This window comes from Gordonia sp. CPCC 206044, from assembly GCF_048537895.1.
Taxonomy (GTDB): Bacteria; Actinomycetota; Actinomycetes; order Mycobacteriales; family Mycobacteriaceae; genus Gordonia.
In genome coordinates this window covers 190,645-211,128 of the sequence record NZ_JBCLVL010000010.1, presented here as the reverse complement: position 1 = coordinate 211,128, position 20,484 = coordinate 190,645, and the positions used below count along the sequence as shown (strand labels likewise).

Below are 20,484 nucleotides of genomic sequence, written 5' to 3'. Positions count from 1 at the left end.
CAGGCGCACTGGCCGAGCCGAACCGGACACATCGCATGGGTGTGCGCCGTGGTCGTCTGGGTCGATCGATACGTGACACAGCCTCCCGGCGCCCAGGTCTCGACATCGGACGCGAATGATCGGACGGCCGAGCGGAACTCGTCATGACTGGTGTTGTGATACGTACGAAATGACTGGCCGAGTCGAAGAGGTCGGCTGTTACGGTCTGTGTCGTGTTCGGTCACGATGAACACACCAGGTCGGAGGTCGGTCAGTTACCGCGACGACGGTTTGGCGGCCATCTGCCGGTTGTCGGCAAAGCCGAGGTGGGGTGCCCATTGCTGAACAAGAGGCAGGACCTGCTCGAGCGGCGGCTGAAAGTCGAGGTCGTACACCGGACGTTCATCGATGCGGCGGCCGCTGCCCGGATCGGTGAACCGGGTGGCGAGAACAAGACGATGTGTGCTCTCGGTGTACTCGAGGGCGCCGGAGTTCGTGGTGTGCAGATCGGTCACCGCAGTCAGCCCCGCCACGTCGGTCCACGGCAGACGAACTCCGTTCTCCAGCATCACCCCGGCCGGATCCAGGACGAACTTCGGGACGCCGCGTTTGTCTCGCACCGTGATGACGCCGGTTGTCGACAATTCCTGCAACATCGCGTTCCGGATGGTCTGATCGGCGACGTAGTGCGAAGTCCTGACCGAACTCCAGAACTCGATATGTGGAGCAAATGCTCGGACAGCCGAACGGAATTCGTCATAGTTGTGGGTGTGGTTGACGGGCATCGTCTGACCGATCTGAATGGGTCGACCGTTCTGATCGGTCGCAGTCTTGGTCACCACCAGTGAGCACCGCTTCTCGCGGGTGGCCTGGGTGGTGTGCTGGTCCAGGGTGCGATAGGCCGAAAAGGCAGTGATGAAGTCGAGAGCCCGGATCTCGTCCCATCGAAGTGTGAACCCGTTGGCCCACAGACCTTCTGGACCGGCGGTGATGTACGGTTTGCCGATTCGCGAGCGGGCCACCAGGAACTGCACCGCGCACGGGCCGCCGAACAGCACCAGGAATCCGCCGGCGAATGCCGCCCCTCCGTACACCCCGGCGGCCAGACACACGAGCGCAGTGAGCGCCACCGCCCCGTTGAACGCGCCGATGATGATGAAACCTTTCCAAGACGGCGGTGCTGTACCGCGGACGCTCACCGGCGTCGTGGCGCGCGAGCCGTCCGGATGTGTGCTGGCGGGCCTGGGTGGGAACTGGTGTGGGTCTGCCATTCGGCACATGCTGCCACGTCGGGGCCGTCGGGCGGTGCCGCTGTCATTCGGTAGCCTGCCGGTTGAGTCGACAGCTGTTCGGACCGAAATCGCAGCATGGAGGTGACCTTGTCCGATTCGCCGCGGTCGGTGGGTGTGCACCCATCGATGTGGTCGTGCGTCGGTTGGCAGATGCGGCCGTCGTCGTCGACAGTGGTCAAGGTGCTCGTCGGCACGGTTTTGCTGGGGGCGGCGGCGATCGTGCTCGGTGCGTACGCGGGACGACCGAGAACGGGCTGCACCGACACCCCGTCCGGGCCCACCACGGGCGAATCGTGCATCTGGGGGCCGCCACGGCGACCGCGGATGGGGGTGATGGCCGAGATGCCCGCGCGGCCGGGGTTCCTCGTCGCAGGGATTGTCGGTGCGGTGGTGATCGCTGCGGTCGCTGCCGTGTACTTGCTGTGGCGCCGCAAGCCGAACCACATCGAGTGGGCCGAGTTCGAACGTCGCGCGTCGGTACTGCGTCGTTCCGTGCAAGATCAGTACAACCGTGATCCGAACCCCGGCAACGAGCAACTGCTCCGGCAACTCGACGCCGAGTACGGCCAGATCGCCTCCAGATACCGTCCGCCGCCAGTGTCATCGCCAGGTCGCTGACCTTCCCACTCCAGGTGGAGCCATGTGCGATCGCATGACACGGCGTTGCCGGTGTGCCGCGAACTCTCCTAAGGTGGCGACATGAGTTTGCCGTCGCTCGGAGGGGGAGGCCCGTCGGAGCCTCAGCCCGACATCCCCTTCAGCTTGGGGATGGACGTCGGTGCACCGAACCTGTCCCGTGCCACGCCCACCGGGGACGACGCCGTGTTCGGTGAGCGTCTGGTGGCAGCATTGGCGAAAGATGCACCACCGGGCTGGCACTCGATGGCGGCGACATTTTCGTTGACGGTCGGGCATCAGACGGCTCTCGTGATCTTCGCGACTGCCGAAGACGAATACCAGACGACCCCGTCGCAAGAAGCGTTCGGACTCGTTCGCGAACAACGCGACCTGTCGGCGTCGACGGGTCGGGGACCGTGGTGGCGGCTCGCCGTATCGGTGCAACAGGCCGGTGCACCGGTGATCGAAGTCGATCACGCCGAGCAGCCGTTCGGGGCCAACTTCCTGTTTCCACCGGATGCCTACCGCGCAGACTTCGCGGCGTATCCGGACCGGGACGTACCACTGTGGCTGGCAGCTCACGCCTTTCACGAAGGGCGACAGCATCGGACGCCCGAACATGCTGTCCAGCAGAGCCACTCTCGACGCTCGGATGTGGCGCCGGACGATCAATGGCCGTCGTTGGACGTGATGTGGGCCCGGTGGTCCGCGCTCGCTGCGGTGTTCGCTTCCATGACACCGGGTTTCGGACCCGGTATGGCCCCGGGAATCGCGGTCTTCGAAGCGGCCACCCACAGCGGTTCGACGCTCGTGCGGCTGCCCGGCGATCGAGCTGTGCTGTCGGGCGGGGTATTCGATTCGCACGAGCTGAAGTCCACGTATATCGATGGTGCGGAACTTCCGGATCTGTATGCAGGAGCGCCGATCTGGGTAGGAGACGCCACCCTCAACGTCCGTCTGGAGACCGGAATGCTGTCGTTCTGCTGGTGGTACGAGCGAGGACATTGGCACCGCGGGCAATCTCCGGACGCAGTCGCGAGTGCAGGAGCTGTGCCCGCGGTGGCCAGCACCGATGACACGGCGAACGCCATCGTCCGTGCCATCTCCGCTGATCAGTCGGCGAACCTCGTCGCAGTCGCGGAGGCGTTCGTCGGTGCCGTGGAGACCGGAACCGTCACGAGCACTCTCGTCGAGTCCCTGCTCCCACGATCACACGGGTACGACGTCGATGCGGCGCTCGTATCGTTGTCGGTGGCCGGACGTTTCGATGGCAGGTGACCAGGAATGACACCGTGGACCGACCGATCCCAACGCCAGGCCGGGGGTGCGAATCATGGCGAATGAAGAGATGAAGGAGATGCTGCACACGTTGCTGCAGGATCTCGACGAGCAGAAGGCCGACATGTCGACCCTGCAGCAGCGGTTGGCGGCGGTCACCGCCAGTGCGTCGTCCACCGATGACTTGGCGACCGCGTGGGTGAATGCCAAGGGCATCCTCATCCAACTCAAGTTCCACCCGGACGCCGTCGAACGGGCGGGCGGCCTCACCAACCTCAGCCGGTACATCACCGAGGCGACGCAGAAGGCCGCGCAGGCTGCACAGCGACAGATCGACGAGATCATGGCGCCCATGAAGGCGCGAATGGATAAGCTGCCCAAGATGTCCGAGCTGTATCCGGGATTGCCGGATCTCGACGACTTCGTGCCCGAACCCGTGGATCCGTCGATCGAGCCACCCGACTCGCCGTCGCGATCGGTGGACACGTTCGCGGACCCCGACGAGCACTACGAGGATCTCGACGACGCCCGTCCCGTCAAACGTGGTCCACTGGACCAGGCGTGGTGAGTGCGAGATCATGGCAACGACCGACCAACAGGGGGAATGACCGATGAGCGGTGGAACTACACAGGTCGAGGCGCAGCAACTGCTAGCCGGTGCCGCGCAACTCGACGGTGTCGCCGATCGCCTCAAGTCCATCCGGGACGACCTTCGTGGTCGGCTCGAAGCCGAAGGTCAGGCATGGGGCGCCGACAAGCCGGGTAGCACTCACGCGTCGGGCTACGATCCGCAATCGCAGGAGACCCTGGACGCGACCGAGTCGAAGATCGACACGATGATCCAGTACGTCCAGGGCATCGAGAATGCGGCCAAGACGTTCGTCGGCTCCGAAGACGCCATCGCGAGCAACTTCCGCTGAGCCTGTCCTGGGTGACCAACGCGTTGTCGGTCACCTGAACGACAAATTTGTGACAGCACGCGTTTCCACTAATGTATGGGCGCGTCGCCCGTCGGGGGCGAGGAAACTCAGGGTGAATCATGCGTAGAGCGTCTGTGCTGCTGATGGCCGTGGTCGTCGGCGCGTTGTCGTTGTTGGGTGCGGGTGTGTCGAATGCGGAACCGCAGTTGCCGAGGATCACGCAATACAGCGAGAACGTAGGCACCTTCGGTGACCATGACTATTGCCGCGGCTCGTTCAATATCGGGATGGTCGCACCGAAGGGTAAGCGGGGAGTGGTGCGAATCACGCTTCGTTCATTCGGGTTCACCGGCAATGGACACGGGTGGGCACGCGACCCACACTGCCGGTTCTATGCACTCGTGAACTCGACTGCCGGTTTTGGCGCGAATGCGTACCACCCAGTCTCATTTGGTCGCCGCGCGGGAGAGTCTGTGACGTTTGAATCTCGGACGGGGTCCGGCCTGAAGATGGTGACGGTGTCGACGTCTTCAATCCGACAGCGCGGACAGATTCAGAGTTTCGGTGCCTCGATGTACACGATCGTCCCCTGAGTCGGAACCCTCTGTCGGTCACGTAGCGGACACGATTATCGCATTACTACCTGTTTCGGTACTCTGTCCTTTGGAACGGTCGGGGTAAGGATTCAAGATGCTGTATTTCGGGGGTAACGGCAGCGGTATAGGAGCGCCGCGGACCGCGGGGGAGCGGTCTGCGTTGTCGCACCGTGCCGAGGCGATCCCAGTGTCAAACCTCCGTTTTGCCGGCGCTGTTCGTTGCCAGGCCGCGTCTTTACCGCTCGGCTGACTTCGCCTCCAATCGGCCTCGCACTCGCGTGATCGAGGCGACGGGGAGCGCCCTAATACCTGCTGCAACCGCAGCGCATCATCTCATGACCACACGGCGATTTGTCGGGGGCGTGATTCGAAAGGAAGAACTGCCATGGCCCACCCACCGAAGCGAGCACGGCATCGCGATCACGCATCTGCCGCACGACGCGGTCCGCTGCTGAAGACGGTCACCTCGGCCGCACTGGTTGCGTCGATCGCCACGGGTATGGGAGCAGGCCTCGCGCACGCCGCCCCTGAGCAGGGTGGCACCAGCCCCAGCGATACCGCGCCCCAGCAGGGCGGCACCACGCCGACGCCGAGTCCGGGAACACCCGAGCAGGGCGGTACCACGCCGACACCTGAGGCGGCACCGGTCAACGTCCCTGGCCCGGGCACGCTTCCGGCACCTCCGCAAGAAGCGCCGTACCAGTCCTACGTCGAGCCGAGCAACTACACGGCGCCGACCTACGAGACCAACTACCAGCCGCTGACGCAGCAGCCATTGAGCACGCCGAAGCCGACGGCGCCGGTGCGCCCCATCGCGCCGCCGCCCGACAAGATTCGCGTCGGCAACTACGTCACCGACATCCCGCAGGGCATGTCGGACAAGAATGTCAACTCGATCAACGCCTGGTCTGCCTACGGTGAGGCGAAGATCGCGCAGAACCTGATCTCAGTGGGTGTGCCCGCTGACGAGGCGTCACGACAGGCGGCCTCGACGATCATCGGTGTGATGGCCGGTGGCACGGCGGGTGCTGCAGCGCTTGGCATTCCGGCGGCCGCGGTAGGTGCTGTTGCGGGAGGTGTAATTGGAGTGCCGGTTGGTGCGGTCGCCGGAGCGATCTACAACGCTGTCGTATTTGGCCCGGCAGTGGCCGCAACCGGCGGACCCGTGAGCCCTATCGTTGGTCTCGGTGCGCTTGGGGGTGCAGGGATTGGCTTGGCTGCAGGTGCGGCCATTGGTGCTGTCGGGCTAGGCGCGGCCGGAGCGACCGTCGGCGCGGTGCTCGGCGGTGCGGCCGGCGGCGCCCTTGCCAACGCGCTGGGCGCGGGCGACCCGGGTGCTCACCCGAAGGAGCCGTGGAAGAAGGGCGACAAGAACGCGCCCAAGGCCAAGCCGCTGCCGAATCCGCAGGGTAACCAGTACGAGCTGCACCTCCCGGCGGAGAAGGCCGCGAAGGCTGGGCTGCCCAAGGCGGATTACGTGGTCAACCAGCGCGGCGACGTGAACCTGCAAGTCGGCGGGTTCAAGGCGAATTGGTCGGCCGAGCAGGCGAATGCCCCGTACCAGGCTCTGGGGGCCGGCGGCGCACAGCAGAAAGACAACGCGCGCAAGGTGACCAAGCAGAACGAGCCGAACATCAAGCAGATCCTGCCGGGCGTGCAGATCACTTGGCCGCAGGAGATCGCGCCGGGCCACTGACCCGTTACGACGCAGTCGAATCGTCCCGCACCCTTGTTGGGTGCGGGACGATTCGTTTCTCCGGTGCGCCGAAATCCGTTGCGTGGAGCGTGATCACCCGGAGGGCATTATCCACGCGTGCGGGTTCTGGTCAGAGTCCTCGTTGGGTGGCGTAGCGGCGGCAGCGCCGACAGGGTGGTGTGCTGCTGGGTGATCGAGGTGGCACAAGGGCGAGCCGAAGGAGTGCGGCAGTTAGCTGCGAGGTGTCATCAGCAGCCTGCACATCGAGGCCGGTTGCCTCCATTGTGCCCACCGCAGTGGTCGACTTCGTCGAAGAAGTGAGTTGTCAACATCCCTGTGTAACAACACCACTCAACAGCCCGAACCTGTCAGAGGTCGCCGCTACAATTGCATCAGGGCGACGACCGTGCCGCCGAAATACGTTGCTGCACAATAAGATACCTGTGGATGAACTATTCCCGCCGAACGCATGTTCGACTACAATCGAGTCATGCCGTTGGACACTCTGATTCCGTTGCTGCGTGAGGTGACGATCGACGCTGATGCGTCTGGTCGCCAGGTCTTCGAGACCACGAAGACGTTGATGGACGTGCGTAACCTGGTCGATCATCAGTTGGCGGTGCATGTGGCGGCGATGGACAGGTTGGGGGTGGCGCCGCGTTCCGGTGGTCGCACGCGGAGGTTGTTGATCGAGATGGGTGCTGCTCCGGCGGTCGCCGACCGGTGGCTACGCATCGGGACGGCCCTGGACCGGCTGGAGCGGGTGGCTGCTTATTCTGCGGACGGGGTGTTCTCTGGCGAGCACGTCGACGCGGTGGTGCGGGGGATGGCGCATATCGATCAGCGGGCGCCGGAACCGTTGTCGGCGGGGTCGGTGATCGAACACGAGTTGGCGTTGATCGCTCAAGCGTTCTCCGGTGCCACCCCACGCGAAGTACTCGCGGTGGCGCGGTCGAGGGGAAATCAGATCGCCGACGATGAGGGTGGGGTGCCGGCGGCTGAAGACCGTTCGATCAACGAGCTGTCGACCGCCCCGACTGCCGATGGCCGGTTGGAGGTGTTCGCCAACCTCGACATCGTCACCGGGGAGAAACTCGTGTCCGCGGTCGAATCGCTGTCCCGCAAGCGGCCGGAACCGGACGGATCCGAGGATGCCCGGTCGGCCGGGCAGCGTCGTGCGGATGCGTTGGAGATGATCCTGGATTCCGCGGCCAAAGCCGCCAGAACAGGTGACGCCGACATGGTGGTCGCCCCGAAAACACAGGTGAGTGTGACCGTGCCGGCCGACCACCCGGATCGGGCGTCTCTGGAATGGTTGGGTCCGGTCTCCCAAACCACCGCGCATTTGGTTGCCTGTGATGCCAGCGTCACCGTGTTCGACCTCGATGAGCACGGTGCACCCCTCGGCGTGAGCAACGGGACGAGGTTGTTCACCGTCCAGCAGCGTAAAGCGTTGATCGTGCGTGACCACTGCTGTGTGAAATGCGGAGCCGCTGCAGGGTATACGCAGTGCCATCACATCGTTTACTGGTCGCATGGTGGTGCCACGGTCATCGACAACGGCTGCCTGCTGTGCACCGCCTGCCACGCCCAGATCCACGCGTCCGGATGGGAGATCATCATGGGTGCCGATCGACATCCGTGGTTGATTCCGCCGGTCGAGGTCGATCCGACACGCACACCGTTACCGGCCTACAACCGGCGCACCATGACCCTCGCCGCCTGACGCCATCAGGGATGCGTTCGGCATCCAATCCGCACCCTCGACACCCACCCACCGCCGATCGAGTAGCCCGCGAGGCGCAAGCCGAGCGAGCGTATCGAGATCACCATCCCGACATCGCCACATTCATGGCCATCGAAACAGACTGACCCACCAGGACTTTCACCACGCCTAAACCAGCAACCCGGGAACCCTGGGTTGTGCACGACCCTTGACAACTCCACAGTGTGAAATAGGAACCCCTTCGGGTGCCCGCCGAGCAGTGAGCCGGCGGGCACCCGACGGCGGGCTCTCAAAGGCATCACCAGATCGCCCAGGGAAGGATCGCTCGCGATCTCGCTCTCGAGGACCCAGGTGCCGCTCGCAGATCGCACGTCGGCGGCCGACCGTACTCGCAGGCAGTTCCCGAGTCTGGCAACACAAGCGGACTCGATCTGCAGGAGCCAGTGGAATCTCGAAGGCTCGCCTGTGCCTCGCGTCAGTACTCGTCTTCGCTCAAGCGTCGCAGGCGCCGTCGCGGAATCGACACCGCCCACCAGATCACCGCGATGGTCACACAGACGCCCGCGCCGGCAAGTGCCACGTTGCGGGCGGTTTGGTCGGGCTGAGACATGTCGGGCGGAGCGATCGGTCGCCCGGCGGCCACGCCGGAGGTGTTACGTACCACGGTGTCACTGAGCGCAGCAACGGGATCCACGACCCCGTAACCGATCGCGTCGTTGCGGCCGGACCCCGCTCCGTGCGCGGTTGCGGTGATTCGATGCATGACGTCAGCCGCCGACATGCCGGGGAACTTGGCCTTGATCAGGGCGGCCAAGCCGGCCACGTACGGGCTGGCGAAGCTGGTGCCGTCGAGCGTCACCGGGCCGTCCTGGCCCTCTTGGCGATTCACCGCCTGACCACGCAACCCCACACTGACGACTTCGGTGGCGGGTGCCGCAACGGACACCCACGGCCCGTGCACGCTCAACGACCACGGACCACCCGTCGTGGATTCCACGCCCCCGACGGTGAGCACGTACTTGCTGTACCAGCCGGGCGACACGATCGTGTTCAGCGTGTCCCAGCCCTTGGCCGCCGGGTTGGCCGGATTGACTCCGGTGTTCTGCGTCTTGCAGGGTTCCACCAGGTTGCCCGCGGCGGCGACCACGACCACGTTGCGCTGGTAGGCGTACTGCAACGCGGCGCCGAGCTGTTTGTCCTGCATGTCGGTGCCCGCCGGGCCGCACGCGACCTCGGAGATGTTGATGACGTCGGCACCCTTCTGCACGGCGGCAACCACCGCATAGGCCAGGGTGCGCACGTTCCCGTAGCTCGACGAGGCGATGTCCCCGGAGTCGGCGTCGGAGCTGTTGCTGTCCTTGGTGCCGTACGCCAACGACGTCTGGCGGATGGCGATGATCTCGGCTTCCGGGGCCACACCTGCGAAACCGTCACTTGGGCTGGGCTTTCCGGCGATGATGCCGGCAACCATGGTGCCGTGACCGTCGCAGTCGGTGAGGCCGCCACCGTTGCTGACGAAATCGCCTCCACCGGTGACCTTCTTGAACCGTTTCGACGGCTGGACCCCGGTGTCGATCACGGCCACCTTGACGCCGTTGCCCTTGCTGTAACGCCACGCAGCCTGAACGTCCATCAGTTGCTGTGCGGTGGACGGGTCACGGACATCGGCAGCACTCGAGGCAAAGGGTTTGCCGCAGAGTGCCTTCTGCTCCGTGGGCTCGGGCGGACCCGACGGCACCCGCAGAACGAGGTTCGACGGAGAGGCGGTCGGCGGTGTCACCGCCGCCGCGGGCGCGGCAGACGCCCACAGCGCGGCGCAGACGACAGCGACCGCACCGGCCCGCACGAGACGCATCAGCGGTTGCGGACCATGGAGTAGACGTCCATGACCCAGAAGGTCAGCGGCGGGATGACGCCCACCAGGATGTACTCGAGGATCTCACCGGCGCGCTTCATCACCGGTGAGAATTCCTGTTGCGGAGCAACCACACCGGTGAACAGCGCCAGCACGACCAACGCGAGGACACAGCCGAAACCGATGTAGCCCCACATGACGTCGTCGCCGACCGCCAATCCGGCCATCAACAGGGTGAAGATGATCGCGCCCGCGGCCACCAGGATCGCGGTCTGGGCGACATCACTGTGAGCGCGTCCGCGTAGAGCGAGTACGACGGCGACGATGATCGCCAATGCGGTGGTCCGCCATTCGAAGCCGTCGAGCGGGTTCGCGGCCAGCAGGGCGCCGATACTCGCCAGCACCGCGGTGCCCAGAACGATCCCGGTCAGGTACTGGTTGGCCGTGTAGGCGCGACGTTCGAGTGCGCCCGCCGACGGGAGCGCCATGGCACCGATCGCACCGATGCCTTCGATACTCGGACGCACCTCGGCGTCGATCGGGTCGATCGGGCCTCCCGACGTCGGCACCGGCGGGAGCGGCAGTCGCGCCAGGCCGATCGTGAATCGCGGCGCGAGCAGGACGCACAGGATCGCGATGGCGGCCATCGCGGCGCCGACCTTGGCGACGTCCGAACCGAAAAGGGTGATCTCGCCCGCGGCGATCAGACCACCGATCGATGCGAAAAGGATTGCGCTGTGCATCATCGGCCCCACCGCGGTCACGCGGTACACGATCACCGCGGTGACAAGTGATGCAGCACAACCGAAGGTGAGGTGCGGCGCGCCGAACGCATGTGGGGTCAACAGCATCGCGCCGGCGAACACGAGGGGTTGCGCGCAGAAGGACAGTACGGTGGCGCTGCCCTCGTCGCGGTAATACCGCATGACGATGGTCGCGGCGACGACGAAAGCGACGGCCAACGCGACGCTCGCCGCACCGGCGATCCAGTTGTCCGACTGCCACCGCGAGGCCAGCAAGATCAACGCCGCGGCGATGCTGCCGACCATGGCGACGACGTAGCCCATGATCCGCGCCGAACGTGGCGACCAACTCGTGAACCGAGATTCGTTCAAACGACCGACAGCGTCGATGACATCGTCGAAAAGCGCTGGTGTCTCACGAGAGACGACGGACTTGAGGATGAGCAGGTCCCCATCGAGGATCTGGGCCTCGTTCAGGGTGCGATGCGACTCGATCGGATCCTGGCCGACCTTGCTCAGCGTCCAGTGCTCACGCTTCTCGTCGTCGGAAGGATTGTCCTTGTGGCGCCGTGGATTTCGCGACTCGATCAGCGTCACGAGATCTGGGAGCAAAGCGGCCACGGGGATCGACGACGGCAGTGCGACGTCGACTTGGGTGTTGCCACCGAGAATCGAGATGCGCGTCAGGTCGGGCTCACCGGTGTGCGCCTCTTGATCGAGATCGGCGAGCGGGTCCTCGATCGTCATGGTCTCCTACATTCCCCCAGGTCACGTGTGTTTGGGGCAGCAAACCAGAGCCCCGTCGTTTAGGCAATCTACCGGATTCTCGATAGCATCCCGGACAGTGGTGTGAGGCACCGTCCCGGGAATCGGTGCGTGAGGGGGAGCATTGGCGACCACGGGCTTTGTGCGGAAGCCGCGGATTTCTCCGCCGCGGGCGCCGGGCGGCGAGGTGGCGGTGCAGCCTCCACCGGACGTCCCCCGCGTGATCCCGGGCAGCATCATGATGAAGATGCTGCCGATCGTGATGATCCTCGCGGTGATCGGCATGGTGGCCGTGATGTTCACCGTCGGTGGACGGTCGATGCTGACCAATCCGATGATGCTGATGTTCCCGATGATCATGGTGATGTCGACGGTCGGCATGTTCATGGGTGGCGGCAGGCAGGGCGGTAAGAAGGCCGCCGAGCTCAACGAGGAACGCAAAGACTACTTCCGATATCTCGCCCAGCTGCGCGAGGACGTGCAGGCCACGGGCAAGACCCAGCGTCAGGCTCTCGAGTGGAGCCATCCCGAACCGAAGGCACTGCAGGGTGTGGTGGGCAGTCGCCGCATGTGGGAGCGCCGCCCCGGCGACCACGACTTCGGCCACGTTCGCGTCGGCGTCGGCAGCCAGCGACTCGCTTCCCGGCTGATGCCGCCCGAGACCGGACCCCTCGAAGACCTCGAACCCGTCTCCACCGTCGCGCTGCGACGCTTCGTCCGCACCTACTCGGTGGTACATCGCCTGCCGACCGCGGTGTCGTTGCGTGGCTTCCCGGCCATCAGTATCGAAGGCATCCGGCAGGAGACCCGCGGGCTGTTGCGGTCCATGGTGATGGAACTGTGTGCATTCCACGGTCCCGACCACATGCGTGTCGTCATCGTGTGCGCCGACGCCGAGGCCGAGTCCTGGTCGTGGACCAAATGGCTGCCTCATGTGCACCACCCGACTCGTCGTGATGCGGTGGGTGCCGAACGTATGCTCTACGGTTCGGTCGCCGAAGCCGAGGAGGCTATTGCGTCCGACCTGCTCGATCGCGGTCGTTTCTCCCGCACCACGCCGCCGACGCCGGGGCGTATGCATTACGTCATCGTCGTCGATGACGGCTATGTCAACGGCGACGAGCGACTGATCAGCGACGCGGGCATGGACGGCGTCTCGATCCTCGATCTCACCGCGTCACCTGACGGGTTGGCCGCCCGCCGCGGACTGCAGCTCGTGGTGCACGACGGCACCATCGCCGCACGCAGCGCCGTCGGCGTGGAGACCTTCGCCGACATCGACACCGTGTCCGTGCCGGATGCGGAGGTCTTCGCCCGCGGCATGTCGCGTTTCCGCATCGCCACCGCGGCGCAGATCGTGAGCCTCGAACAAGACAGTTCGCCCAGCGACCCCGGTCTGATGGCGTTGTTGAAGATCCCGGATGCCAACCGCATCGATCCGAACGTCGTGTGGCGACCACGCACGCCGCGCGAACGCCTACGGGTGCCCATCGGCATCTCGCAGAACGGCAGCCCCGTCGAACTCGACATCAAGGAAGCCGCCGAGAACGGCATGGGCCCGCACGGTCTGTGTATCGGAGCGACGGGTTCGGGAAAATCCGAATTCTTGCGAACACTCGTGCTCTCGCTGATCACCACGCACTCCCCGGACGCGCTCAACCTGATCCTGGTCGACTTCAAGGGCGGCGCCACCTTCCTCGGCCTCGACTCGGCGCCGCACGTCGCGGCGACCATCACCAACCTCGAAGAGGAACTGGCGATGGTCGACCGTATGAAGGACGCGCTGTCGGGCGAGATGAACCGCCGCCAGGAACTGCTGCGGTCGGCAGGTAACTTCGCCAACGTCGGTGACTACGAGAAGGCCCGAGCGGCCGGTAAACCGCTCGATCCGTTGCCCGCACTGTTCATCGTCGTCGACGAGTTCTCCGAACTTCTCTCGCAGAAGCCGGATTTCGCCGAACTGTTCGTCGCGATCGGCCGTCTCGGACGATCGCTGCACATGCACCTGCTGCTCGCCTCGCAGCGATTGGAGGAGGGCAAGCTGCGCGGACTGGACAGCCACCTGTCCTACCGCATCGGTCTGAAGACGTTCTCGGCCAACGAATCCCGCACCGTCTTGGGTGTTCCGGACGCGTACCACCTGCCCAGCGTGCCCGGCTCGGGCTACCTGAAGTGCGACTCGGCCGATCCGGTCAGGTTCAACGCCAGCTACGTCTCCGGGCCCTACACCACCCCGGACACCGTCGAGACCACCGTGTCCGAGCAGCACGGGCAGAGCCACATGAAGATGTTCACCGCCGGGCGCGTGGCCATCGACTACGACGATCTGCCGCCCAAGAAGGTCGCCGCGCCCAGCGGTCTGCCGTCACTCGAGGAACTCGAGGCGCCGCTGCCGAGCGCGTCGGCCGTCGGCCCGACGTTGCTCGACGTGGTGGTGTCGCGCCTGGCCGGACATGGACGTGCGGCTCACGAGGTGTGGCTACCGCCGCTCAACGAGTCGCCAACCGTCGACATGCTGGTGCCTTACGCCGACTGGCGCGAAGGTGCCAATCACCTCGGCGACCTGCGGTTCCACATCGGTGTCGTCGACCGGCCGTACGATCAGCGGCGCGACGTTCTGATCCTCGATGTCGGGGGCGCGGCGGGCAACGTGTCGATCGTCGGTGGTCCGCAGTCGGGTAAGTCGAATGCGTTGCGCACGATGATCATGTCGGCGGCGGCAACGCATGTGCCCGAACAGGTGCAGTTCTACTGCCTCGACCTCGGCGGCGGCACCCTGGCCGGACTGTCGGAGCTTCCGCACGTCGGTACCGTCGCCACCCGATCCGACGCAGACGGCGTGCGCCGTACGGTCGCCGAACTCGCCACGCTCATGCGCGAGCGCGAAGATCGATTCCGTGAGTTCGGTATCGAGTCGATGCGCGATTTCCGCAAGCGCAAGGCGGCCCTCCTCACCAGCGAGTCCGGTTCGAGCCAGGACCCGATCGCACAGGATCCGTTCGGCGATGTGTTCTTGGTGATCGACGGCTGGGCGGCGTTCCGCTCGGACTTCGAACCCCTGGAAGCAACCGTGACCACGCTGATCAACCAGGGCCTGACTTACGGCATCCACGTCGTGCTGACGGCGTCGCGGTGGGGCGAGATCCGTCCGGCGATCAAGGATCTCATCGGCTCACGACTCGAGCTGCGCCTCGGTGACCCGATGGAATCGGACATGGCGCGCAAGGTCGCGGCACTCGTCCCACAGGGGCGACCGGGCCGCGGTATCTCGGCCGAGGCGTTGCACCTGCTGGTCGGCTTGCCCCGACTCGACGGCGACAGCGACACCGAGACACTGACCGAGGCGGTGGCGTGGTCGGTCGATCAGCTGCGACGGACCTACCCGGGGCGCGGCGCTCGACGGGTCCGCAAACTCAACCTGCAGCTCACTCGTGCCGAGATGCAGCAGCGCACACGGGAACTGGGCCTGCATCTCGGGCCGCAGAAGATCCCGATCGGTCTGGGCGAGAACGAATTGGCCCCGCTGGTTCTCGACTTCGACAGCCAGCCGCTGCTGTTCGCGTTCGCCGACAACGAGAGTGGCAAGACCACGTTGTTGCGGAACATCGCGATGAGCCTCATGGAGCAGGGCACCGGTGCGCAGAACAAGATCGTGTTGGTCGATTATCGACGCACGATGCTCGGTGCCGTCGAAGGCGATCACCTGGCCGGCTATGCGACGTCGGCTCAGGCGTTGGGTCCGATGATGAAGCAGCTGCACCAGTATTTCTCGAATCGGCTGCCCGGCCCCGACCTCACGCCGCAGCAGTTGCGCGACCGCAGCTGGTGGGAGGGCCCGAACGTGCACATCCTCGTCGACGACTACGACATGGTCGCGTCCGCGTCGTCGGGCAATCCGCTCAGCGTGCTGGGCGAACTGTTGCCTTCGGCCCGCGACATCGGCCTGCGTCTGGTGATCTGCCGCCGATCCGGCGGTGCGAGCCGTGCACTGTTCGATCCGGTGATCGGCAAACTCAAGGATCTGTCGTCGGACATCCTGCTGATGAGCGGCGACCGCGACGAAGGAAACATCGTCGGGCGTACCAAGATGCAGAAGCTGCCACCCGGCCGCGGCGAGTTCATCTCCCGCTCACGGGGCAGCGAGATGGTGCAGATCTGCCACCTGCCGCCGCTGTTCGAGTAAGCACTGAGCACAGACCTTCGCGAGAGCAACCAAAAATCCCGCGACAGCAACCTGGCATGGTTGCTGTCGCGGGATTTTCGGTTGCTCTCGCGAAAAGTGGGGAAAGCGCGAGGGGTGGTGCAGCGTGAGGGTCAGAGATTGCCGCCGGCGGCCCGGGGCGCATTCGTGGTGGTCGCCTCGCTGCCGGACATCTCGCGTCGGACGAAGTTCTCGACGTCGAACATGTTGCCCTGAGCCCGCTCGGCGATGGTGTGCAGAGTGGTCATCGTGGCGACTTCCTCGACCTGCTCGGAGAGGAACCACTGCAGGAACTGCTCACCGAGGTAGTCGCCCTCGTCACGCGCGGTGCGGGCCAGGTCGACGATCTGCTCGGTGACCGTCTTCTCATGGGTCAGTGCGAGCTCGATCGGATCGCGGAAGTCGTCGAAGGCCGTCTGCGGCGCGGCCACGCCGGGCAGGTCCACCGCGATGCCGCGATCGAGCAGGTGCCGCACGATCATCATCGCGTGGTTGCGTTCTTCCACGGCCTGCGCATAGAAGTACGAGGCCAGCCGGGGCATGTCGATCCCGTCGTAGTACACCGCGATGGCGATGTACTGCTGGGATGCGGCGAACTCGTTTCCGATCTGCGCATGCAGCAACTTGTGGAAGACGGATTCGTTGGTCATTTCCGGTGCGGTCGATGCGGTCATGGCCACATCGTAGGAGGCTCTGAGCAGGTATTTCATCCAAGTGTTGGCTAACTGAGTTGAGCCTCAACTTAATTCGGATTGCCTTTGCTCAGCGCCCGATGACGCCACCGGAACTCGAGATGAGATCGTCGGGAACCTTTGTGCCAGAACGAATATGGGAGAAGAATTCTTCGGTGTTGGCGCCCACTGACAGCGAGTCGCCGTCGTCGGTGTACTCGCTGCCGCCCGTGGGAGTGGTCGTTGTCACAGGATCGCCACGCAACGCGAAGGCCAGGCCGACCAGATTCCAGATGTGGTCGCTCTGATCGACGGTCACCGCGTCCACGGCACCGTTGGTGAACGGGATGATCCGGAACGGATTGGCGAGCACCGAGGGGCTCGTCGCCTTGGCCATCAAGGCGTTGAGGAACTTTCGTTGATTGACCACACGTTCGAGGTCGGCGTTCGGGAATGCGCGGGTCCGCACCAGGCCGAGGGCTTGGCGTCCGTTGAGGTCGTGACAACCCTTCGTCAGGCGTAACCCGGCCTTGGGGTCGTTGAGGGGCTGGTCGATGCAGATGGTGACGCCACCGACGGCATCGACGACGCGGTCGAAACCGCCGAAACCGATCTCGGCGTAATGATCGATCCGGACCTCGGTGAGCTGCTCGACGGTCTGGGCGAGCAACTGCGGGCCGCCGAAGTTGAACGCCGCGTTGATCTTGTGCGACCCCTGCCCGGGGATCGGAACGTACAGATCGCGGGGGATGCTGATGATCATCGCCCGGCCGCTCGGCGGCTTGTGCACCATCATGATCGTGTCGGTGCGTGAGCCGTCGCTGTCGCCGGTGGACAACTGGGCGCGCTGTTCGTCGCTCAGGTCCGCGCGCGAATCGGTTCCGACGATGAGCCAGTTGGTGCCCGGCGTGTCGGCCGGGCGGCCTGCGTAGGAGACCAGTGCGTCGGTGCGGTGCAGTTTGCTGTCGTAATAGAACAGCAAGCCGACCGATCCGACGACGAGCACCAGCAAGATCACCAGGATCAGCCGGCCGATGCGGAGCTTGCGACGTCGCTTGCGGGGTGGGGGAGGGGTCGTCGACGCACGTGTTCCGCCGCGGCGCCCGGGGGGCGAATCTCCGCCACCCCGTGGCCGTGGCGGCGGCGGTGCATCGGACCGGCGCGACGAACCGGGGATCGGCTCGGGCTTCTGCGTGGGTGCGTAGCCGGCAGCACCACGCGATTGCGGTGTGCCCTGCTGCCCGGGTCGCGGTGGGGCCGGCGGGGGCCCGGCGGGCGCGCCCGTGTTCGACCAGGCTCGTGGCGGTTGATAGGCGGGATCGGGACGTTGTCCGTCGCGCAGATGCGCGGTGGGCTCGGGGCCGGGAGCGGGCGCAGGCCGACGGGGCGTGAATCGGCGCGTCGGTCCGCCCTCGGGTGCAGGTGCGCGACCCGGCGGAGGCACCCGCCGCGTGCGGTCGCCGGAGCGCGGCGCGGGCCCGGGCTGGGGTCCGCGCCGGTGCATCATCGGCGGCTCGGGCTCGTTCATCTCCCCCAATGTACGCACCGCCGAACGACATCCCGCCCGTCCGAACGGTCACGAGTGCGCATCCACACACGCCGACAATCAATAGTGTGACAGTGAATGTTGACACATAGAGACGGTCGTCATAGTGTCGGAGATCACAGGACATCCAGTTCGGAGGTCGTCGATGAGCGTGACAGCACAGACCGGACAGCGTGACGGTACCGACCGCCGCGCGGGCGCCGACGATGGTCGCGAAGCGATCGCCCGCAGGCTCATCACCGGATCGGTGAAACGGTCGTACGAGCCGATCGTCGACCTCGACTGGGACAGCGCTCCGGTCCCGGGGCGCTACTTCCTCCCGCCGGGCGCGCTGTCGCTCGTCGGCACCGAACTCTGGAACCAGATGACGGTCGAGCAGCGCATCGAACTGTCCCGACAGGAGATGGCGAACATCCTCTCTGTCGGGATCTGGTTCGAAAACCTGTTGAATCGGACGCTGTTGGCGCGTCTGATGAGTGCCGACCCCGCCGCGGCCGCCACCCACTACGCGCTCACCGAGATGGGTGACGAATGCCGGCACATGGTGATGTTCGGTCGTGCGATCGAATGGTCGGGAGCCCGGCCGTACCGCATGGTGCTCGCCGATCGCATCGTGATGACGCTCCTCCCACATGTGCTGCGGGGCAGCCTGCTGTGGGTCGCGGCACTGATCGGTGAGGAGATCTTCGACGCTCTCCAGCGCGAGATGCTCGAGGACCCGGAACTCCAACCGCTGATCTCTCGACTCATGCAGGTCCATGTGGCCGAGGAGGCCAGGCACATCGGCTTCGCCCGCGACGGCATCATGCGCCGCAAGCCGATTCGCGGTCGGTGGGAGACGTTCGTCGCCGGGCATGGTCATGCGCTCGCCGGGGTGATGTTGCGACGGTTGTTCACCAATCCGGCGATGTACCGCCGTGCGGGTCTCGACGGTCGCGCCACGGCGCGCAGCGCGCGGGCGAATCCGCACTTCCAGGATGCGCAGGTGCGCGGATTCGCCTCCCTCGCTGCGTTTCTGGAGGAGGCCGGCCTGATGAGTCGCGTGGCCCGCTACGGGTGGCGCCGCGGCGGATTCCTGCGGTAGTCGTCGATGACGACCGTTGCGATCCGTGGCACCGGCCCGCTCGCGAATGCGTTGCGGGACCGGCTCGAACGCTCCCCGTTGTCGATCACGATGGTGGAGCGCGAACCGGCGAATCTGGTCGTGCGAGAAGGAGCCGCGCCGCCGGACAGCCATCTGGGATTGACGTCGGCCGACGAGCCCGGTGTGTTCTACCTCGACGACCCGCTCGCCGTCGGCTACCTGGTCGCGCTCGCCGAACATCACGAGGTGTCGGGCGCCTCGACGGTGACCGTCCGGCGACCCATCCAGATCGAATGGGCGAGACGCGGTTCGCAACGATTGCGGCGCAGACGATTACGCAGATTCGATCCCGTCGACTACGACTGGGGAGGTCCGGAGTCGCTCGACGACGATGTCTTCGACGGCACCGTCCGACTGGACTCCGACGACGGTGACGAGGTCACCGCGCGGGTCCGTCTGGTCGGTCGCGTGGATCCGTTGGACGGTCGATACCACTGGGGCGGCACGGTGTTCGGCGCAGATGTGCGTTCCTGGAAGGAGTCTCGCGTCGGGCGGGTGACGGTGTCGGCGCACGGGCGCGAACCCGTCGATGCCCGACTGTCCGAGATCACGCCATCCGGTGACGTCCACATCGTGGGGGTGGGCCAGCCGCCGTACGAGCTGGACCCGCTCGTGGTGGACGCCAGGTCAACCGACCCAGCTCAGGTGATCGTGTAACAGCGCGTAGCCGACGAAGGCGACGATGTCCATCACCGAGTGCGCGACGACGAGTGGCCAGATCCGCGTCGTCACCTGGTAGTAGCGGCCGAACACGAGTCCCATCACCAGATTGCCCAGACCGGCGCCCACACCTTGGTAGAGGTGATAACCCCCGCGCAGCACCGCACTGGCCGCCAGCGAACCGTTCTCCGACGCGCCGAGTTGTCGGAGCCGGGTGATGAAGTAGGCGACCACGACGATCTCCTCGGCGGCCGCATTGCCGATCGAGATGAGGATGAGGATGGGCCAGCGCCACCAGATGCCGTCGGTCTCGGCGGGGACGAGGTGGGCGTTCATCCCGAGGGCGCGGGCGATCGCGACCAGTGCCAGGCCGGGCAGGCCGATCGCGGCGGCGAGCCCGAGCCCTACGGGCACATCACGCTTCGGCGCCCATCGCGCAAGCCCGACCAGACGGAGGGCGATACCGCTGCGCCACAACAGATAAACGCCGAGCGACCCGATCGCGAACAGTCGGATGGCGCTCATCAGCTGACGCGTGAAGTCGAGCCAGCCCAGATCGGAGCGGCTCGGATTGAGCGCGACCGTCGAGTTGCCGATGCCGCCCGACAGCTGTGCCTCGATCAGCGACAGGGCCGCGGACAGCGCGGAGAACAGGAACGTCAGGACCCCGACGATGACGAGTTCGATGATGATCCCGCGACGTTCGACAGGATCGGTGACGACGGCGATGCCGGGCGGCCGTGTCGGTGTGAGAAGGCTGAGACGGCGGCCGGTCATGCTCGACAGCCTACGAG

General features: G+C 65.5%; 15 protein-coding genes. 9 read left to right on the top strand and 6 right to left on the bottom strand.

What is annotated here, in order from left to right; all coding sequences use genetic code 11:
• Nucleotides 1-254 precede the first annotated feature (254 nt).
• Nucleotides 255-1,250: a hypothetical protein gene (locus AAFP35_RS17460; RefSeq protein ID WP_419222897.1), complete on the bottom strand. Its 996-nt coding sequence runs from the start codon at nucleotides 1,248-1,250 to the stop codon at nucleotides 255-257.
• Between the two features lie 108 nt (nucleotides 1,251-1,358).
• Here AAFP35_RS17460 and AAFP35_RS17455 point away from each other — a divergent pair, with 108 nt between their 5' ends.
• The 6 genes from AAFP35_RS17455 (at nucleotide 1,359) to AAFP35_RS17430 (ending at nucleotide 8,105) form a co-directional block, all read left to right on the top strand.
• The gene (locus tag AAFP35_RS17455; RefSeq protein ID WP_419222896.1) at nucleotides 1,359-1,889 is read left to right on the top strand and encodes a hypothetical protein; all 531 of its coding nucleotides are present in this window, start codon (nucleotides 1,359-1,361) and stop codon (nucleotides 1,887-1,889) included.
• 81 nt (nucleotides 1,890-1,970) lie between these two features.
• Nucleotides 1,971-3,167: a hypothetical protein gene (locus AAFP35_RS17450; RefSeq protein WP_419222895.1), complete on the top strand. Its 1,197-nt coding sequence runs from the start codon at nucleotides 1,971-1,973 to the stop codon at nucleotides 3,165-3,167.
• Nucleotides 3,168-3,222: 55 nt separating this feature from the next.
• Nucleotides 3,223-3,735: a YbaB/EbfC family nucleoid-associated protein gene (locus AAFP35_RS17445; RefSeq protein ID WP_419222894.1), complete on the top strand. Its 513-nt coding sequence runs from the start codon at nucleotides 3,223-3,225 to the stop codon at nucleotides 3,733-3,735.
• Nucleotides 3,736-3,778: 43 nt separating this feature from the next.
• Nucleotides 3,779-4,087: a hypothetical protein gene (locus AAFP35_RS17440; RefSeq protein ID WP_419222893.1), complete on the top strand. Its 309-nt coding sequence runs from the start codon at nucleotides 3,779-3,781 to the stop codon at nucleotides 4,085-4,087.
• 981 nt (nucleotides 4,088-5,068) lie between these two features.
• Complete coding sequence (locus AAFP35_RS17435) at nucleotides 5,069-6,379, top strand: hypothetical protein (RefSeq protein WP_419222892.1); 1,311 nt, start codon at nucleotides 5,069-5,071, stop codon at nucleotides 6,377-6,379.
• A gap of 469 nt (nucleotides 6,380-6,848) precedes the next feature.
• Nucleotides 6,849-8,105, top strand: coding sequence for a DUF222 domain-containing protein (locus tag AAFP35_RS17430; protein WP_419222891.1), 1,257 nt, complete (start codon nucleotides 6,849-6,851; stop codon nucleotides 8,103-8,105).
• Between the two features lie 475 nt (nucleotides 8,106-8,580).
• On the opposite strand, the gene mycP is transcribed toward AAFP35_RS17430, so the two are convergent.
• Nucleotides 8,581-9,960 (bottom strand): type VII secretion-associated serine protease mycosin, encoded by a 1,380-nt coding sequence (gene mycP / locus AAFP35_RS17425; RefSeq protein ID WP_419222890.1) that lies wholly within the window; start codon nucleotides 9,958-9,960, stop codon nucleotides 8,581-8,583.
• Nucleotides 9,960-11,450, bottom strand: a complete 1,491-nt coding sequence (gene eccD, locus AAFP35_RS17420; RefSeq protein WP_419222889.1) for a type VII secretion integral membrane protein EccD — start codon at nucleotides 11,448-11,450, stop codon at nucleotides 9,960-9,962. Before eccD ends, mycP begins: the two co-directional genes overlap by 1 nt.
• Nucleotides 11,451-11,592: 142 nt before the next feature.
• On the opposite strand from eccD, the gene eccCa reads away from it, so the two are divergent.
• Nucleotides 11,593-15,651 (top strand): type VII secretion protein EccCa, encoded by a 4,059-nt coding sequence (gene eccCa, locus AAFP35_RS17415; RefSeq protein WP_419222888.1) that lies wholly within the window; start codon nucleotides 11,593-11,595, stop codon nucleotides 15,649-15,651.
• 131 nt (nucleotides 15,652-15,782) lie between these two features.
• Here the strand turns inward: eccCa and AAFP35_RS17410 are convergent, their stop codons facing one another.
• Nucleotides 15,783-16,319, bottom strand: a complete 537-nt coding sequence (locus tag AAFP35_RS17410) for a ferritin (RefSeq protein WP_419222914.1) — start codon at nucleotides 16,317-16,319, stop codon at nucleotides 15,783-15,785.
• Nucleotides 16,320-16,431: 112 nt separating this feature from the next.
• Nucleotides 16,432-17,358, bottom strand: a complete 927-nt coding sequence (locus tag AAFP35_RS17405; protein ID WP_419222913.1) for an LCP family protein — start codon at nucleotides 17,356-17,358, stop codon at nucleotides 16,432-16,434.
• Nucleotides 17,359-18,031: 673 nt separating this feature from the next.
• Here AAFP35_RS17405 and AAFP35_RS17400 point away from each other — a divergent pair.
• Together AAFP35_RS17400 and AAFP35_RS17395 are read left to right on the top strand one after the other, a co-directional pair.
• Nucleotides 18,032-18,970, top strand: coding sequence for an AurF N-oxygenase family protein (locus AAFP35_RS17400; protein ID WP_419222887.1), 939 nt, complete (start codon nucleotides 18,032-18,034; stop codon nucleotides 18,968-18,970).
• A 6-nt stretch (nucleotides 18,971-18,976) separates the two neighbouring features.
• Complete coding sequence (locus AAFP35_RS17395; RefSeq protein WP_419222886.1) at nucleotides 18,977-19,687, top strand: DUF4873 domain-containing protein; 711 nt, start codon at nucleotides 18,977-18,979, stop codon at nucleotides 19,685-19,687.
• Here AAFP35_RS17395 and AAFP35_RS17390 read toward each other — a convergent pair.
• On the bottom strand, nucleotides 19,658-20,467 hold the full coding sequence (locus tag AAFP35_RS17390; RefSeq protein ID WP_419222885.1) for a CPBP family intramembrane glutamic endopeptidase: 810 nt from the start codon (nucleotides 20,465-20,467) through the stop codon (nucleotides 19,658-19,660). The genes AAFP35_RS17395 and AAFP35_RS17390 overlap by 30 nt on opposite strands.
• Nucleotides 20,468-20,484: the final 17 nt, after the last annotated feature.

Bases quoted from the DNA above. Each gene is read 5' to 3' on its own strand.
- AAFP35_RS17460 (WP_419222897.1), bottom strand. From the start codon at position 1,250: ATGGCAGACCCACACCAGTTCCCACCCAGGCCCGCCAGCACACATCCG.
- AAFP35_RS17450 (WP_419222895.1), top strand. From the start codon at position 1,971: ATGAGTTTGCCGTCGCTCGGAGGGGGAGGCCCGTCGGAGCCTCAGCCC.
- AAFP35_RS17445 (WP_419222894.1), top strand. From the start codon at position 3,223: ATGGCGAATGAAGAGATGAAGGAGATGCTGCACACGTTGCTGCAGGAT.
- AAFP35_RS17440 (WP_419222893.1), top strand. From the start codon at position 3,779: ATGAGCGGTGGAACTACACAGGTCGAGGCGCAGCAACTGCTAGCCGGT.
- AAFP35_RS17435 (WP_419222892.1), top strand. From the start codon at position 5,069: ATGGCCCACCCACCGAAGCGAGCACGGCATCGCGATCACGCATCTGCC.
- AAFP35_RS17430 (WP_419222891.1), top strand. From the start codon at position 6,849: ATGTTCGACTACAATCGAGTCATGCCGTTGGACACTCTGATTCCGTTG.
- mycP (WP_419222890.1), bottom strand. From the start codon at position 9,960: ATGCGTCTCGTGCGGGCCGGTGCGGTCGCTGTCGTCTGCGCCGCGCTG.
- eccD (WP_419222889.1), bottom strand. From the start codon at position 11,450: ATGACGATCGAGGACCCGCTCGCCGATCTCGATCAAGAGGCGCACACC.
- AAFP35_RS17410 (WP_419222914.1), bottom strand. From the start codon at position 16,319: ATGACCAACGAATCCGTCTTCCACAAGTTGCTGCATGCGCAGATCGGA.
- AAFP35_RS17400 (WP_419222887.1), top strand. From the start codon at position 18,032: ATGAGCGTGACAGCACAGACCGGACAGCGTGACGGTACCGACCGCCGC.
- AAFP35_RS17395 (WP_419222886.1), top strand. From the start codon at position 18,977: ATGACGACCGTTGCGATCCGTGGCACCGGCCCGCTCGCGAATGCGTTG.
- AAFP35_RS17390 (WP_419222885.1), bottom strand. From the start codon at position 20,467: ATGACCGGCCGCCGTCTCAGCCTTCTCACACCGACACGGCCGCCCGGC.